The organism is Streptomyces sp. NPDC005438 (genome assembly GCF_040606315.1).
Classification (GTDB): Bacteria; Actinomycetota; Actinomycetes; order Streptomycetales; family Streptomycetaceae; genus Streptomyces.
The window spans coordinates 11,811-28,368 of the sequence record NZ_JBEXEP010000005.1; the positions used below are offsets into that span (position 1 = coordinate 11,811).

The 16,558-nt window shown below is 72.4% G+C and carries 13 protein-coding genes; 3 read left to right on the forward strand and 10 right to left on the reverse strand.

Annotated elements, in window-relative coordinates; all coding sequences use genetic code 11:
* Window positions 1–250: 250 nt before the first annotated feature.
* The 3 genes from ABZT14_RS12365 to ABZT14_RS12375 are packed head-to-tail and all read left to right on the forward strand — an operon-like array spanning window position 251 to window position 3,809.
* Window positions 251–775, forward strand: a complete 525-nt coding sequence (locus ABZT14_RS12365) for a PadR family transcriptional regulator (protein WP_356300247.1) — start codon at window positions 251–253, stop codon at window positions 773–775.
* Entirely contained in the window at window positions 772–1,470 is a 699-nt protein-coding gene (locus ABZT14_RS12370) for an ABC transporter ATP-binding protein (protein ID WP_356300250.1), read from the forward strand. Before ABZT14_RS12365 ends, ABZT14_RS12370 begins: the two co-directional genes overlap by 4 nt.
* Window positions 1,467–3,809, forward strand: a complete 2,343-nt coding sequence (locus tag ABZT14_RS12375; RefSeq protein WP_356300253.1) for an FtsX-like permease family protein — start codon at window positions 1,467–1,469, stop codon at window positions 3,807–3,809. The genes ABZT14_RS12370 and ABZT14_RS12375 overlap by 4 nt, the downstream gene beginning before the upstream one ends.
* 338 nt (window positions 3,810–4,147) lie before the next feature.
* Here ABZT14_RS12375 and ABZT14_RS12380 read toward each other — a convergent pair whose 3' ends face one another.
* The 10 genes from ABZT14_RS12380 to dnaK all read right to left on the reverse strand — a co-directional run bounded on the left by ABZT14_RS12380 (window position 4,148) and on the right by dnaK (window position 15,949).
* Window positions 4,148–4,822, reverse strand: coding sequence for a hypothetical protein (locus ABZT14_RS12380; RefSeq protein ID WP_356300256.1), 675 nt, complete (start codon window positions 4,820–4,822; stop codon window positions 4,148–4,150).
* A 56-nt stretch (window positions 4,823–4,878) separates the two neighbouring features.
* The gene (locus ABZT14_RS12385) at window positions 4,879–7,086 is read right to left on the reverse strand and encodes an MMPL family transporter (protein ID WP_356300259.1); all 2,208 of its coding nucleotides are present in this window, start codon (window positions 7,084–7,086) and stop codon (window positions 4,879–4,881) included.
* 5 nt (window positions 7,087–7,091) lie between these two features.
* The gene (locus ABZT14_RS12390; protein ID WP_356300262.1) at window positions 7,092–7,325 is read right to left on the reverse strand and encodes a hypothetical protein; all 234 of its coding nucleotides are present in this window, start codon (window positions 7,323–7,325) and stop codon (window positions 7,092–7,094) included.
* A 228-nt stretch (window positions 7,326–7,553) separates the two neighbouring features.
* Complete coding sequence (locus ABZT14_RS12395) at window positions 7,554–8,225, reverse strand: response regulator transcription factor (protein ID WP_356300264.1); 672 nt, start codon at window positions 8,223–8,225, stop codon at window positions 7,554–7,556.
* Window positions 8,222–9,451, reverse strand: coding sequence for a histidine kinase (locus ABZT14_RS12400; RefSeq protein ID WP_356300267.1), 1,230 nt, complete (start codon window positions 9,449–9,451; stop codon window positions 8,222–8,224). Before ABZT14_RS12400 ends, ABZT14_RS12395 begins: the two co-directional genes overlap by 4 nt.
* 91 nt (window positions 9,452–9,542) lie before the next feature.
* Window positions 9,543–10,844 (reverse strand): HAMP domain-containing sensor histidine kinase, encoded by a 1,302-nt coding sequence (locus ABZT14_RS12405; protein WP_356300270.1) that lies wholly within the window; start codon window positions 10,842–10,844, stop codon window positions 9,543–9,545.
* A gap of 812 nt (window positions 10,845–11,656) precedes the next feature.
* Entirely contained in the window at window positions 11,657–12,109 is a 453-nt protein-coding gene (locus tag ABZT14_RS12410; RefSeq protein ID WP_356300273.1) for a helix-turn-helix domain-containing protein, read from the reverse strand.
* 1 nt (window position 12,110) lies between these two features.
* A complete protein-coding gene (dnaJ, locus tag ABZT14_RS12415; RefSeq protein ID WP_356300275.1) occupies window positions 12,111–13,298 on the reverse strand; it encodes a molecular chaperone DnaJ in 1,188 nt (395 codons plus the stop codon).
* A 42-nt stretch (window positions 13,299–13,340) separates the two neighbouring features.
* Window positions 13,341–14,069: a nucleotide exchange factor GrpE gene (grpE, locus tag ABZT14_RS12420; RefSeq protein WP_356300277.1), complete on the reverse strand. Its 729-nt coding sequence runs from the start codon at window positions 14,067–14,069 to the stop codon at window positions 13,341–13,343.
* Window positions 14,066–15,949: a molecular chaperone DnaK gene (dnaK, locus tag ABZT14_RS12425; protein WP_356300281.1), complete on the reverse strand. Its 1,884-nt coding sequence runs from the start codon at window positions 15,947–15,949 to the stop codon at window positions 14,066–14,068. The genes grpE and dnaK overlap by 4 nt, the downstream gene beginning before the upstream one ends.
* Window positions 15,950–16,558: the final 609 nt, after the last annotated feature.

The following is a 16,558-nucleotide window of genomic DNA, read 5'->3' on the forward strand; positions in this document are numbered from 1 at the left end:
CCGTTCCGGGGTGGACCGGTCGCGCCTGGACGTCTCCTGCCCGTACGGCTCCTCGGCGAAAGCCGACTTGAGCAACTTAAGAGCTAGCGCGTCCCGTTCGGCCCGCCGTGGGTCGCTGTGGGCAGCTGTGGGCCGCTGTCGCCGGGCTCCCTCCCGGATTGCGGTGCGTTCTCGCAGGTCATGGACGGGTCGCAGAACTCCGCACTCCGTCTATACACACCGGCTATACACGTGGTGTACAGTCCCCGACATGTCCATCAGCCACACCCTGCTCGGGCTCCTGGAGTCCGGGCCACGTCACGGATACGACCTGAAGCACGCCTTCGACCAACGCTTCGGTCAGGACCGCCAACTGCACTACGGGCAGGTGTACTCGACGATGTCCCGGCTGCTGAAGAACGGCCTGGTCGAGGTCGCCGGCACCGAGACGGGCGGGGGCCCCGAGCGCAAGCGCTACGCCATCACCGACGCCGGCGTCACCGACGTCGAGAACTGGCTGGGCACACCGGAGAAGCCCGAGCCCTACCTGCACAGCACGCTCTACACCAAGGTCGTCCTCGCCCTGCTGTCCGGCCGGGACGCCGCCGAACTGCTGGACCTACAGCGCGCCGAACACCTGCGGCTGATGCGGCAGTTGACCCGGCGCAAACAGGCCGGTGACCTCGCGGACCAGCTGATCTGCGACCACGCCCTGTTCCACCTGGAGGCCGACCTGCGGTGGCTGGACCTCACCAGCGCCCGCCTGGACCAACTCGCCAAGGAAGTGCGCACATGAACCACTCCCGTGTCCAACCCCTGCTGACCGCCACCGACCTGCACAAGACCTACGGCACCACCAAGGCGCTGGACGGCGCCGACTTCAGCATCTCCCGGGGCGAGGTCGTCGCGGTGATGGGGCCCTCCGGGTCCGGCAAGTCCACCCTGCTGCACTGCCTCGCCGGCATCGTGCCCCCGGACCGGGGGACCGTGGTCTACAAGGGCCAGACGGTGTCGGAGATGAGCGACGCCCGGCGCAGCGCCCTGCGCCGGGGCGACTTCGGCTTCGTCTTCCAGTTCGGCCAGCTCGTACCGGAGTTGACCTGTCTGGAGAACGCCGCCCTGCCCCTGCGGCTGACCGGCGTCTCCCGCCGGCAGGCCGAGGACCAGGCGGCCGAGTGGCTCAGCCGGCTGGAGGTGGACGACGTACGGCACCAGCGTCCCGGTCAGGTCTCAGGGGGGCAGGGGCAGCGGGTGGCGATCGCCCGGGCCCTGGCGGCGGAACCGGGAGTGCTGTTCGCCGACGAGCCGACCGGTGCCCTGGACTCCCTCAACGGAGAGCGGGTGATGAACCTGTTGACCGCGGCGGCCCGGGAGAGCGGAGCCGCCGTGGTGCTGGTCACCCACGAGTCCCGGGTGGCCGCCTACTCCGACCGGGAGGTGGTGGTACGGGACGGCCGTTCCCGTGACCTCGCCGGAGCGGAGGCGGCGTGAGTGGCGCGTCCACACCGTCGGCCCCCACCGGGCCCCGACTGATCTGGCGCGACCTGGTGATGGGGATGCGCTTCGCGGTCAGCGGCGGCCGACAGGGCTGGGCCCGGGTGCTGCTGACCGCGGTGGGCGTCGCCCTGGGGGTGACCGTGCTGCTGCTGGCCGCCTCCGTACCCAGCATCCTGGCCTCGCAGGACGACCGGGCGAACCATCGCGGCGGGGCCTTCTCCGGCGCGGCCAGCGAGGTCGAGCGCAGCCACCGCAGTGTGCTGACGGTGGACGCCAACACCCAGTACCGGGGCGAGCAGACCTACGGTCGGCTGCTCCAGGCCGAGGGGGACTCCCCGGCGCGTCCGCCCGGGGTCGAACAGTTCCCGAGGCCCGGGGAGATGGTGGTCTCGCCGGAGCTGAAACGGCTGCTGGACTCCTCCGAGGGCGCCGCGCTGCGCGACCGGCTGGACGGCAAGGTCATCGGCACCATCGCCGACGAGGGGCTGCTGGGGCCGTCCGAGCTGGCGTTCTACAAGGGCGCCGACGACCTCGACGGCAAGCCCCAGACCGACCGTGTCGAGGACTACTCCGGCACCATCACCAGCGGGCCAATGGACCCGGTCCTGGTGCTGCTGGTGGTCGTCGCCTGCGCCATTCTGGTGCTGCCGGTGGCGGTGTTCATCGCCACCGCGGCCCGGTTCGGAGGGGAGCGCAGGGACGCCCGGCTGGCGGCGCTACGACTGGTCGGGGCGGACGTACCGATGGCCCGCCGGATGGCCGCCGGGGAGTCCCTGGTCGGCGCCCTGCTGGGACTGCTCCTGGGCGGGGTGCTGTTCCTGGTGGCGCGTTCCCTGCTGTCCTCGGTGGAGCTGATGAGGATCAGCGTCTTCCCGGTGGACGTCCTGCCCGCCCTGCCGTTGACCCTGCTGATCTGCGTCATGGTGCCGGTCGGCGCGGTGCTCGCCACCCAGGTGGCGATGCGCGGGGTGGCCATCGAACCGCTGGGCCTGGTACGGCACCACGGGACCCGGCCCCGCCGGATGTGGTGGCGGCTGGTGCCCCCGGTACTGGGACTGCTGCTGTTGCTGCCCCTGGCCGGCACCGTCACCGACTCCGACGCCTCGGTCAACGAGGTCCAGGTGGTCAGTGGTGTGGTGCTGCTCCTGGGCGGGGTGTCCCTGTTGCTGCCCTGGCTGGTGGAACGGGTGGTCGGCCGGCTGCGCGGGGGGCCGCTGCCCTGGCAACTGGCCGTCCGACGGCTCCAGTTGAGCAGCGGCAACGCCAGCCGGGCGGTGAGCGGCATCACCATCGCGGTGGCCGGGGCGATCGCCCTCCAGATGCTGTTCGGCGCGGTGGAGGAGCACAGCACCGAGACCCGGCGGGTGGACAAGACCGAGGCCAGGGTCAGCGGCCAGGGCTTCTCCGTGGACCGGGCCGAGAAGCTGCGGTCCGACCTGCGCGCCACCGACGGTATCCGGCGGGCCCAGGGCTACGCGGCGGTGTACGGGGAGGCCAAGGCGGACGAGGAGTACGTCCAGGTGGTGGTGGCCGACTGCGCGACGCTGCGGGAACTGGCCAAACTGCCGAACTGCCGCGACGGCCAGGCCTTCCTCAGGGGCGAGCCCGGCGAGGAGGGGAACGCCAAGCCGGGACAGAAGCTGAAGCTGGAGGAAAGCGGCCCCAACGGGCAGGCCGAGAAGACCTGGCAGGTGCCGGCCTCGGCCGAGAGGGTGGCGCACCGGGACTCCCCCGCCGAGTCGGAGGAGACCGGGGTGCTGGCCACCCCCGGCGCCCTGGAGCCGTCCACGATGGCCTTCCTGGACAAGAAGTTCCGCTTCGAGGGGTGGGTGCAGACCGAGGACGGCACGATGGCGCCCCTGGAGGAGCTGCGTACCGCGCTGTTCCGGGCCGACCCGTCGATGTCGCTGTTCGAGACCCGTGACGAGACGGTCAGCGACGACTTCGTGTCCATCAGCAGGGCGTTGACGGTCGCCGCGATCGGAGTGCTGTTGTTGATCGGGGCGAGCATGTTGGTCACCACCGTGGAGCAACTACGGGACCGCAGGCGGGAGTTGTCGGTGCTGGTGGCCTTCGGCACCAGGCGCGGCACCCTGGGCGCCTCGGTGCTGTGGAGCACCGCCATCCCGGTGCTGCTGGGCATGGGCCTGGCCGTGCTGTTCGGCCTCGGCCTGGGGTGGGCGCTGCTGCGCCTGCTGTCCGTGCGGGCCGGCGACTGGTTGGTCTTCCTGCCGGTGACGGCCGCCGGAGTGGGCGTGATCGCCCTGGTGACGGCGCTGAGTATGCCGTTCCTGTGGAGGGTGATGCGTGCGGAGGGCCTCCGCACGGAGTGAGGGGAGGGGCGTCCCCGACCGGATCGGAGGGCTGGTCGGGGACGCCCCCAACTCGTCCGAGGCCGTTCGCGGGGCGGGGGCGCCTGGTCCGGTACGCCGCGCACCATCCGGTGCGCGGCACTCCCGTGCCCCGGCGCGGTGGCGTACGGCGCGGTGCGGGGTACGGGGCGGGGGCTGGTCGGGCCCGACGGCGGGGTACGGCTGGTCGCCCGCTCGCCGGGCCCGGGGGGTTCACCCTTCCCGCCCTCCCCGGTCGGCGACTGTGGTGGACGCCACGATTCCGCCTTAAGGGTTCCTCAAGAACCGTTCACCCCGGGCGGCTTGAGGCCCCTCGCCGCTCAGCGGACCCGGGCCTCCCGGAACACCCCCTCCACCAGCCGACGGTCCGTCTGGTGGCCGGTGTCGACCACGCCCAGCAGCAGCGCGGAACGGTGGGCGTCCAGCGAGATCAGCGTGGCCCGCAGCTGGTAGCGGCGTCCCTCGTCGCGTACCGAACGGAGCACGGTGTGGGCGGGGTGGCCGTCGACCGTGGTGGCCTCGGAACGGGTCAGGTCCGAGGAGCCGTCGGGGAAGAAGAACACCGCGTTCTGCCCGGCGACATGCTCGGCGACCGAGCGCCTCTCCCCGTCGGCCACGGCGTCACCCCGGCTGGCGAGCACCGTCGCCGAACCCTTACCGGGGGCGGTGACCCCGGAGGAGAAGGCGTCGATCAGCTGGTCGGCGCGCTGCCGCCGCCACCCCTCGGGGACCGGGTAGGTGACGCCGGCCCGGTGGTCGTCCACCCGGGGCCGCCCGTCCAGCGGGTCGTCGTTCCGGTCGGCCCACCACAGGGTCAGCGCCCCGCCCAGCAGGGCCAGCGCCAGCAGTACGGCGACCACTGGACCCGGCCGGCGCCACGTGGCCGGGGCGGTGCCGGGAGCCGCCGTCGGGGGCGGTGTGAAGGGGGCCGGCGGCACGGGGAGGGTCGGGCCGGTGGCGGTCGGGGGCACGGGCTGGCCGGTGGTGTGAGGCATGACCTCACCCTCGGCCAACTCCGGCCCCCGCCAACTGAGTTGACGTACTCACCCGGCTACTCAGCCGGGCCACACCCACCTCGTGGGCCCTCCCGGGGCCGTTCGGCCGGGCGCTCCAGGGCGACCCGGGGCAGCCGTCGGGCCAGGGCGGCCGGCAGCCACCACGCCCGCCGGCCGAACAGCTGCATCACCGCCGGCACGATCAGGCACCGGATCACCACCGCGTCCAGCAGGATGGCCACCGCCAGGCCCAGGCCGAACTGTTGGAGCATCCGCCCCGGGCTCAGTACGAAGGCGGCGAACACCACGATCATGATGGCCGCGGCGGCGGTGATCACCCGGCCGGTGGCGGCCAGCCCCTCGCGTACCGCCTCCGCGGGGTCGCCGGTGCGCTCCCACTCCTCGTGGATGCGGGAGACCAGGAACACCTCGTAGTCCATGGACAGGCCGAAGACGATGGCGAAGACCATCACCGGGATGAACGCCTCCACGGGCCCCCCGGGCACCCCGAACCAGCCCCGCTGGAACACCAGGGTGATCGCCCCCAGCGCGGCGGAGATGGACAACAGGTTCAGCAGTGCCGCCTTGAGCGGGATCAGCACCGAGCGGAACACCACGGTCAGCAGCAGTGTGGACAGCCCCACCACGATCGCCACGAACAGCGGCATCCGTTCCGCGACGGTGTCGGCGAAGTCCTGGGTGGCCGCCGTCGGTCCGCCCACCAGGTAGTCGCCGCCGGTACGGTCGCCCAGCGCGGGCAGTACCCGGTCCCGTAGCCGGTGGACCAGCTCGGCCGTGCCCTCGTCCTGGGGCGCCGTGGTGGGGAAGGCCAGCACCGTGGACACCGCGTCGTCCCGGGTGGGCAGCGGTGGGGTGGTGGCCGCCACCCCCTCGGTGCGGTTCAGCGCCTCCCGCAGCTTCGTGGCGGCCTGCCCGTCGCCCCGGGCGACCACCACCAGCGGGCCGTTGAAGCCCGGGCCGAAGCCCTCCGCCAGCAGGTCGTACGCCTTGCGGCTGGTGCTGGACTCCGGGTCGTTGCCGGCGTCGGCGAAGCCCAGCCGCATCCCCAGGGCCGGGGCGGACAGCGCCAGCAGCACCGCCACCGCCGCCAACAGCGCGGCCAGCGGCCGGCGTTGCACCCGCGAGGCCCAGGAACGCCACCGCCGACCCTCCTGGCGGCCCTTCGCCCGGGCCTTCTCCTCGTGCCGCAGCACATGGCGCTGGATGCGCCCGCCGAAGTACGCCAGCAGCGCGGGCAGCAGCACCAGCGAGGCGGCCATGGTCATCAGCACCGTCAACGCCACCGCCAGGGCCACCCCCTGGAGCGAGCCCAGGCCCAGGGCCACCAGCCCCAGCAGCGCGATGATCACCGTGCAGCCGGCGAAGAACACGGTACGGCCGGCCGCGTCCAGCGCCGACCGGGTCGCCTCCCGGGGGTCGGCGCCGTGCAGCAGCTCGTGGCGGTAGCGGTAGAACACCAGCAGGGCGTAGTCCACCCCGACGCCCAGGCCCACCAGCATCATGACCGGCGGGGTGAAGTCGGCGATGGTGAACAGGTGGGAGGCCAGCCCGATCAGCCCGACCGCGCTGCCCACCGCGAACAGCGCGGTCAGCAGGGGCACCGCCGCCGCCAGCAGCGAGCCGAACAGCAGCACCAGGACCACCAGGGCGGCCAGCATCCCGGCGCCCTCGGCGCCGCCGCCCTCGTCCTCCTCGGCCGCGCGGACCGCCTCGCCCCCGAGCTGGACCTCCAGCCCGTCCCCGGAAGCCTGCCGGGCGGTGTCCATGATCCGACGTACGTCCCCCGGCGGGACCTCCTCGGCCTTGCCGTCCAGGGTCACGGTGGCGTAGCCGATGGTGCCGTCACGGGACACGGCGGAGGAGTCGGCGTACGGGCCGCGCACCTGGGCCACGCCGGACAGCGGGCGCAGCCGCTGGAGCATCGCCTCGACCTCCGGGCGGTGTCCGTCCAGCCCCTCGGGGTCCCGCAGGACGACGTTCACCGTGCCGCCGGCCTGGAACGCCCCGTGTCGTTCCAGGAGGTCGGAGGCCGACTGGGAGTCGGTACCGGGCAGGCTGAAGTCGTTGCGGTAGTCGTCGCCGGCCAGTTGGGCGCCGACGGTGATCGCGGCGACGACGGCCACCCACAGCAGTACCGCCCTGCCACGGTGCCGCTGCGACCAGTCCGCCAGCCGGCCGAAGACGCCGGCCGGCCGCCCGGGACGTCCGGTGCCCGGGGGGTGCTCGTCGGGTGCCGTGGACATCGCGGTCACCCCCGGCTCTGCGGGGCGTCGCCCCGACGGGCGTACCGGAGGCCGAACACCGCGGGCACGCCGACCAGGAAGGCCAGCAGCCAGCCGGTGCCGTCCACCTCCGACAGGCCGTCCCCCAGGGCGAGGGCGTGCAGGGTGCCCACCAGGTGGGTCAGTACGAAGGCCAGCGCGAACAGGGACAGCACCCGCACCAGGGTGCGTGCCCCACCGGGGTCAGGGGATCGGTTCATGGCGCCAGGTTCGCCGCCCGGCACCGCCCGCCGCGTCCGCCCACGGCGGACACCACGGCTACCCCGCCGGTTGTGCCCCTGGGGGACCTCCCCTACGCCCCCGGTTGCGCCCCAGCCCGTACCGCGCCGGCGACCCCGGGAAACCCCGGGAGGGTGGGGTGGCTCGTGGTGTTCCGGGGGCGCGGCCCCCGAACCCCGGCCGCCCGCGCGTCCGCCCGTGCGGGCCCGTCAACCGCCGCTGAGCCAGCGGGGGTTGACCATGCCCGACTCGTAGGCCAGCACCACCAGCTGGGATCGGTCCCGTACGTCCAGTTTGGTCATGATGCGGCTGACGTGGGTCTTGGCGGTGGCCGGGCTCAGCACCAGTTCCCGGGCGATCTCGTCGTTGCTGCGGCCGGCCGCGACCAGCCGCATCACCTCCCGCTCCCGTTCGGTCAGCGACCGCAGCCGGGGGCCGGGCTCGGGGGCGCGTACCCGGGTGGCGAACTCCGCGATCAGACGCCGGGTGATGTGCGGGCTGATCAGCGCGTCACCCCGGGCCGCCACCCGTACCGCCTGCACCAGTTCCTCGGGTTCGGTGTCCTTCACCAGGAAGCCGCTGGCGCCGGAGCGCAGCGCGGCGTAGACGTAGTCGTCCAGGTCGAAGGTGGTCAGGATGACCACCCGTACCGCCGACAGCTCCCGGTCCGCGCCGATCCGCCCGGTCGCCTCCAGTCCGTCGGTGCCCGGCATCCGCACGTCCATCAGCACCACGTCCGGCCGTGTCTCCCGGCAGACCCGCAGCGCCTCCTCGCCGTCCCCGGCCTCCCCCACCACCCGCAGGTCGTCCTCGTCCTCCAGGATCGAGCGGAACCCGGCGCGCACCAGCCGCTGGTCGTCCGCCAGCACCACCCTGATCATCCTCGGCTCCTTCGTACGTCCTCCGGCCCGCGCCCGCCATCCAGGGGCAGCCGGGCCGCCACCCGGAACCCTCCGCCCGGGGCCCGGCCCGCCTCCAACTCGCCCCCCAGGGAGCGGGCCCGCTCCCGCATCCCGCCGATCCCGCTGCCCCCGCCGGCCCCCAGGGCGCCGGGGCCGCGCCCGTCGTCGGTCACCTCGATCCGTACCGCCCCCTCCTCGTACCGCACCCGCACCCGGGCGGAGGTGGCCTGGGCGTGCCGGGCCACGTTGGTCAGCGACTCCTGGACGATACGGAACCCGGCCAGCTCCACCTCGGTCGGCAGCGGGCGCCGGGAGCCCAGCCACTCCACCCGGGCGTCCAGCCCGGCCCGCCGCGCGGACTCCAGCAGTTCGGTCACCCGGTCCAGTCCGGGGGGCGGGGCGGTGGGCGCCCGCTCGTCGGGGTTCCGCAGCATCCCGAGGGTGGCGCGCAGCTCCCGTAGCGCCTCCCGGCTGGACTCCCGTACCGCTCCCAGGGCCTCCACCGCGCGGGCGCCATCGGGGCCGCTGCCGGGAGCGCTGCCGGAACCACTGCCGGAGCTGCCCTCGGGTCGGCCGGTCCGGTCCCGTTCCAGGCGGCGTAGGGCGGCGGTGGACTGGACGTTGATCAGCGACAGGTGGTGGCCGACCACGTCGTGGAGTTCCCTGGCGATCCGCAGGCGTTCCTCGGTGATGGCCCGCTGCTCCACCACCCGGCTGTAGGCGAGGTGGTGTCGGCGTACCCGGCCCAGGGCGATCACGCCCACCATCCAGCCGCCGAGCATGAACAGGGCGACCGCGTTGACGTCGTCGTTGCCGGAGGCGGAGCCGACCCCGGTACCGGCCACCATCAGGGCGCCCAGCACCATGGCGTGGACCAGCCGGGCCCGTTCGGCCACCGAGTACAGGGCGATGACGAAGGCCACCAGCAGGGGACCGTCGTAGGCGCTGCCGATGTAGTAGCCGAAGGTGGTGACCAGGGTGAACCAGCCGACGGCCACCGGGTGGCGGCGGTGCCAGTACAGCGCCGCACAGCACAGGACGATCAGCACCCAGCCCAGCGAGGTGGCCGTCCAGGACTCCCTGCGGGCGCCCAGCAGCGACCGCGAGGAGCCGAGGGCCACCGGCACGAACACCACGGCGGCCAGGGTGGCGTCGGCGGCCCGACCTCGCGGTACCGCTACGCGCAGACCACCGACGGACACCATGCCGCCACCCTACGGTTCACCCCGTCCCCCGCGCCGGCCACCGTCGGGCCGGCCGGGTGCCCGACCGGCCCGGGGCCGCGCCCGGGTGGGCTCACTGCACCGGCAGGGTCACCCGGACCACCAGGCCGCCGTTCTCCCGGGGTTCGGCGCTGACCCGCCCCCCGTGGGCGGTGGCCACCGACCGCACGATGGACAGTCCCAGGCCCACTCCCCGGTCGCTGCCGGTGCGTTCCGTGCGCAGCCGGCGGAACGGTTCGAAGAGGTTGTCGACCTCGTAGGCCGGGACCTGGGGGCCGGTGTTGCTGACCGTCAGCAGGGCGAAGCCCTCCCGGGCCTCGGTGGTGACCTCCACCCAGGGGGAGTCCTCGCGGCAGACGTTGTAGCGCACGGCGTTCTGTACGAGGTTCTGCGCCACCCGCTCCAGCAGCACCCCGTTGCCCATGACGTAGGCGGGCTGGCGGATGCCGCGCAGTTCGATGCCCTTCTGCTCGGCCTCCGGGCGCACCAGTTCCACGGCCTGGGAGGCCACCTCGGACAGGTCGACCGGCTTGCGCTCGATGTTCTCGTTCTCGCTGCGGGCGAGCAGCAGCAGCCCCTCGACCAGCTGTTCGCTGCGTTCGTTGGTGGCCAGCAGGGTCTTGCCGAGCTGGGAGAGTTCCGGGGACACCTCGGGGTCGGCCATCTGCACCTCCAGCAGGGTGCGGTTGATGGCCAGGGGGGTGCGCAGTTCGTGGGAGGCGTTGGCGACGAACCGTTGCTGGGCGTTGAAGGCGCGGTCCAGCCGGTCCAGCATCTCGTCGAAGGTGTCGGCCAGTTCCTTCAGCTCGTCGTCCGGGCCGTCCAGGTCGATCCGCTTGTGCAGGTCGGAGCTGACGACGCCCTGCGCGGTGCGGGTGATCCGGCCGATGGGGGACAGCACCCGTCCGGCGACCATGTAGCCGGCGGCGAAGGCCAGGACGGTCAGCCCCAGCAGGCACAGCAGGGAGCGCTTCATCAGCGAGTTCAGTACGGCCGAACGCTGGGCCTCCTGGCAGGCGTCCAGGATGCGGTTGAACTCGTTGATGTTGGTCGCCTGGCTCACCGCCGGGCAGTTGTCGCTGGACAGCCGCAGGTCGTAGCCGCCGTAGACGCGGAAGCTGGAGGCGCCCTCGTTCAGCGTCTGGGCGGTCAGCAGGTAGATGATCACCAGCAGGATGACGCCGGCCATCAGGAACAGTCCGCCGTACAGCAGGGTCAGCCGGATACGGATGGTGGGCCGCAACCGGCCCTCGTCCGGGTGTCCGTTCCTGCCGTTCTTCCCGTTCTTCGCGCCCCTGGGGTCCCAGGCCGGTTTCGGCGGCGGTGACTTGGGGGGCTGGCCGCCGGGCGAGGGGACCTCAGCGGTGCCGGCCATGACCTGGCCCCACTTTCCGGGTGTGGTGGCCGGACCTCACCGGGCGGCTCACCGCCCGGCCGTGCGCGAACCCCGGGAGGGTGCGACGACAGGCACACACAGCGGACATCCTCCTTGCCGTAGACCCTGCGGCCATCCTGCCCGCAACCTACATAAACCCCTGGTAAGCCCGCCGTGGGCGCCCCGCCGAGCCCCGACGGGGGCGGCAGGTGTCACGGGGCGGGGCGGAGTCGTAGTCGTACGGTCGCCCCGTTCCGGCGGCCCGGGGGCCCGGTGGTCTCGGTGACCGGTACGGGGCGGTGGCCCGTGGTGGCCGGGGCCGTTGTACGGCTGCCGCCCCGGTCGGTCGGTGGTCGGGCCCGGGGTGCCCCGACCACGCGGGCCGGGGCCGCTCCAGCCGCAGCTGTACGGGCGCCCCGGTCCGGGTGCCGGAGGCGGTGGTGGCTGGAGCGGCTCCACGACTGCCGCCCCGGGCGGTGGAGGCACGGGGGCGGGTGAAGGCGCAACCGTATGGCCCCGGGCCTTGTGCCGCCCCGGTCGGTCGGTGGCCGGACCCGGGGTGCCCGGTTCGCGTGGGGCCGGGCGGAGGCGGGTGCCCCGACGGGGGCGGCCGGTGTCACGGGGCCGAGTGGAGCCGTGGTCGTACGGTCGCCCGACTCGGGCAGCGTGGGTACGGACCCGACAGAGGCGCCCGGGCCGGGGGAGGAGGGGCGCCCGGGTGGGCCCGGTGAGGTGGTGGGCGGACATGACGAACCCCCTTGCGGGGCAAGGGGGTTCGCCGGGGTGCGGGGTGCGGTGCTCTGGTCGGACGGCTACTTGCGCCGCCCCTTGGGGCGCCAGACCACCAGCGCGCTGGACTGCTGCACGTCCTGGTACGGCACCACCTCACGGCGGTACGAGGCGTGCACCTGTGCCTCGCGCTGGCGCATCGCCACCGCGGCGCCGTCCACCGCCTGCTGGAGTTCGGCCACCCGCGCGCTGAGCGCCGCGACCTGGTTCTCCAGCTCGATGATGCGCTTGATGCCGGCCAGGTTGATGCCCTCGTCCTGGCTCAACTGCTGGACCTGCCGCAGCAGTTCGATGTCACGGGCGCTGTAGCGGCGGCCCCGGCCGGCGGTGCGGTCGGGGGAGACCAGCCCGAGTCGGTCGTACTGCCGAAGGGTCTGCGGATGCAGCCCCGACAGTTGCGCGGCGACCGAGATGACGTACACGGGCGACTCGTCGGTCAGCTCGTACGGGTTCTTGCGTCCACCTCGGCCGTTCACGTCAGTCTCCCTTCGCGGCCCTGAAGATCTCCGCTCTGGGGTCCTCACCGGACTCCGCGTCCCGGTAGGACTCCAGAAGGTCCTTCGCCTTGTCGCTCAGTTGTCGTGGCACCGCGACCTCCACGGTGACCAACAGGTCTCCCCTGGTCCCGTCCTTGCGTCGGGCACCCTTCCCGCGAGCGCGCATCGTACGCCCGCTGGGGGTGCCGGCCGGCAGCCGCAGGGTGACCGGGGGGCCGCCCAGGGTCGGGACCTTGATCTCCGCCCCCAACGCGGCCTCGGTGAAGGTGACCGGAACGGTGAGGGTCAGGTTGTCCCCCCGGCGTCCGAACACCGGGTGGCCGCCGACGTGGACGACCACGTACAGGTCGCCGTTGGGCCCGCCCCGCTCTCCGGGGGCACCCTTGCCCCGCAGCCGGATGCGCTGCCCGTCGGTCACCCCGGCCGGCACCCGCACCTGCATGGTGCGGGAACTGGTCGCCCGGCCACTGCCCCGGCAGACGTCGCAGGGGTCCTCGGCGATCAGGCCGCGACCCTTGCAGTCCACGCAGGGGTCGGTGAGGGAGAAGCCCCCGCCACCGCCCCGGGACACCTGGCCGGTGCCCACACAGGTGGGGCACACCCGGGGGGTGCCGTTCTTGTCGCCGGTACCGGAGCACTTCTTGCAGGCGGCCGAGGAGGACATCCGCAACGGGACCGTGGCCCCGTCCACCGCCTCGGTGAAGCTGAGCGTCACCTCGGACTCGATGTCCTGTCCCCGCCGGGGCTGGGTACGGGTGGTGCCGGTCCGGCCGCCGAACAGGCCGCCGAACACGTCGCCCAGCCCGCCGCCGAAGCCACCGCCGGCCGGCCCCTGACTGGTCTGGCCGCCGCCGAAGAGGTCGCTCAGGTCGAAGTTGAAGCCGCCGGCTCCCGCTCCGCCGGCACCCGGTCCGGGACGGAAACCGCCCGAGCCGAACAGGGTGCGCGCCTCGTCGTACTCCTTGCGGCGCTTGGCGTCCCCGAGAACGTCGTAGGCCTCGGAGACGTCCTTGAAACGCTCCTCGGCCTTGGCGTCACCGGTGTTGGCGTCGGGGTGGTTCTCCCGGGCCAGCTTGCGGTACGCCTTCTTGATCTCCGCCTCGGTGGCGTCCTTGGGGACGCCGAGGACCTTGTAGTAGTCCTTCTCGATGAAGTCCTTGGTGCTCATCCTCGGCGTCCCTCCTCTCCCACGGGCCTACGGTGGCCGGCCTCACGCCTCGGCCGTGTCACCGTCGTCCTTCTCGTCTCCCGCGTCTGAACCGCCCTTCGCCTCCTTGGACTCGGCCGCCTCGGACTCCTCCTCGGCCTTGGCCGGAGCCCCCGGCTGGGGTTCGGCCACGCCCACCCGGGCCGGCCGGATGGTGCGTTCGCCGATGCGATACCCCGGCTGAAGAACCTGCACGCACGTGGTCTCGGTGACGTCCGGGGAGTACGAGTGCATCAGCGCCTCGTGCACCGTCGGGTCGAAGGGCTCGCCCTCCTTGCCGAACTGCATCAGCCCCATCTTGGCGGCCACCATCTCCAGGGACTCGGCGACCGACTTGAAGCCGCCCACCAACTCCCCGTGGTCCCGGGCCCGTCCGATGTCGTCCAGCACCGGCAGCAGCTCGGTGAGCAGGTTGGCGACCGCGACCTCCTTGACGGCGGCGCGGTCCCGCTCCACCCGGCGGCGGTAGTTCTGGAACTCCGCCTGGAGCCGTTGCAGGTCCTGGGTGCGTTCGTGCAGGGCGGTGCGCGTCTGGTCCAGCTGGGCGGTCAGTGCCGCCTCGCCCGCCGACCCGCCGCCCGTACGGCCCTTGTCTTCCTTCGTGTCACCCGACGGGGCCTCCGGGCCCGCCTTCTCGGCGGACCCGGCGGCCTTGGCCGCTGCCTCATCGGACTGCGCGGCGTCGTCGGGGACCTCGGGCTCCTGGTCGAAGCCCGGTGTCTCCTCCGTCACGCGGCACCACCTTGCGACTTGTCGTTCTTGTTGCCGGTCTCGTCGTCGACGATCTCGGCGTCCACCACGTCCTCGTCGCCACCGTCGGCCTTGGCCTTGCTGGCGCCCTCGGCACCCTCGGCGCCCTCGGCACCGCCCTGGGCGGCCTGGGCGTCGGCGTACAGCGCCTGACCCAGCTTCTGGCTGGTGGCGGCGACCTTCTCGGAGGCCTCGCGGATGGCGGCGGTGTCCTCGCCCTTCAGCTTCTCCTTGAGGTCGCTGACGGCGGACTCCACCTCGGACTTGACGTCCCCGGGGACCTTCTCGTCGTTGTCCTTGAGGAACTTCTCCGTCTGGTACACCAGCTGCTCGGCCTGGTTACGGGTCTCGGCGGCCTCACGGCGCTTGGAGTCCTCGTCGGCGTACTGCTCGGCGTCCCGCATCATCCGCTCGATGTCGTCCTTGGGGAGCGCGGAGCCGCCGGTGACGGTCATCTTCTGTTCCTTGCCGGTGCCCAGGTCCTTGGCCGCGACGTGCATGATGCCGTTGGCGTCGATGTCGAAGGTGACCTCGATCTGCGGCACGCCACGGGGAGCCGGCGGCAGGCCCGTCAGCTCGAACATCCCGAGCTTCTTGTTGTACGCCGCGATCTCCCGCTCGCCCTGGTAGACCTGGATCTGCACCGAGGGCTGGTTGTCCTCGGCCGTGGTGAAGATCTCCGAACGCTTGGTGGGGATCGTGGTGTTGCGCTCGATCAGCTTGGTCATGATGCCGCCCTTGGTCTCGATACCGAGGGACAGCGGGGTGACGTCCAGCAGCAGGACGTCCTTGACCTCACCCTTGAGCACACCGGCCTGGAGGCTGGCGCCGATGGCCACGACCTCGTCCGGGTTGACGCCCTTGTTGGCCTCCTTGCCGCCGGTCAGCTCCTTGACCAGCTCGGCCACGGCCGGCATACGGGTGGAGCCACCGACCAGCACCACGTGGTCGATCTCGGACAGCTGGATGCCGGCGTCCTTGATGACGTTGTGGAACGGGGTCTTGCAGCGCTCCAGCAGGTCGCTGGTCAGCTGCTGGAACTGCGCCCGGGTCAGCTTCTCGTCCAGGTGCAGCGGGCCCTCGGCGGAGGCGGTGATGTAGGGCAGGTTGATGCTGGTCTCGGTGGAGGAGGACAGCTCGATCTTGGCCTTCTCCGCGGCCTCGCGCAGACGCTGGAGCGCCATCTTGTCCTTGGACAGGTCCACGCCGTGGCCGTTGTTGAACTGCTTGACCAGGTAGTCCACGACCCGCTGGTCCCAGTCGTCACCACCGAGGTGGTTGTCGCCGTTGGTGGCCTTGACCTCGACCACACCGTCGCCGATCTCCAGCAGGGAGACGTCGAAGGTGCCGCCACCGAGGTCGAAGACCAGGATGGTCTGGTCGTCCTTCTCCAGGCCGTAGGCGAGGGCGGCGGCGGTCGGCTCGTTGACGATGCGCAGGACGTTCAGACCCGCGATCTCCCCGGCCTCCTTGGTGGCCTGCCGCTCGTGGTCGTTGAAGTAGGCCGGGACGGTGATGACCGCGTCACTGACCTTCTCGCCGAGGTAGGACTCGGCGTCCCGCTTCAACTTCTGCAGGATGAAGGCGCTCATCTGCTGCGGGTTGAAGTCCTTGCCGTCGAGGTTGACCTTCCAGTCGGTGCCCATGTGGCGCTTGACCGAGCGGATGGTCCGGTCGACGTTGGTCACCGCCTGACGCTTGGCGACCTCACCCACCAGCACCTCGCCGTTCTTGGCGAAGGCCACGACGGACGGCGTGGTCCTGGCGCCCTCGGCATTGGTGATGACGGTGGGCTCACCGCCTTCGAGAACACTGACGACGGAGTTCGTCGTACCCAGGTCGATGCCGACCGCACGTGTCATTTTCCGGTCCTCCAGAAAGAGCCTTGAGTGGAACTGGCTCAAGAGTGCCTGACACGAGGGGGCGGCGTCAATTGCTATGAGTCGACCTGGCTCAACTCTCCTGCGGTAAATTCACGCAGCGAAGTTTCGTCATGGCGTAAGCCCAGGTCAGAGGCGTGTATTAGGGTGGCCGGACAGTCGTGCGACCTTCCTCACGCCCTCCTCAGGTGGACCACCGCCGCGAGCCGGACGCGCCGGGCGCCCTCGCCGGAGGCCAACCCTGGCCGGCCCGCCCCCGTGGGGTGCGCGGCCGGTACGTCGCCTGTCGCCGTCGCCACCGGCCGTACCCGGTGCCGCGCCCCCGGGGCGCCGCTTCCCTCCGGCGCCTCCGGTCGATGCCGCCCGGCCAGGCGCACCGGCCACCCCGGATCGCCCGCCCCACCAGCGTCCACCCCGAGAGGAACCTCCGCCACCCGGGCCGGCCGCCCCCGACCGGGGAAGGGGTGCCGTTCTGGAGTCAACGGCCCCCGGGGTGACGGGACTTGGGGTGCCGGCGTGGACTCGGGGCCGAGGTGTCCGTGTCCTCGGGTGGTGTGGTCGGCGTCCGGGCGGGAGCCGGTTCCGGGGTGG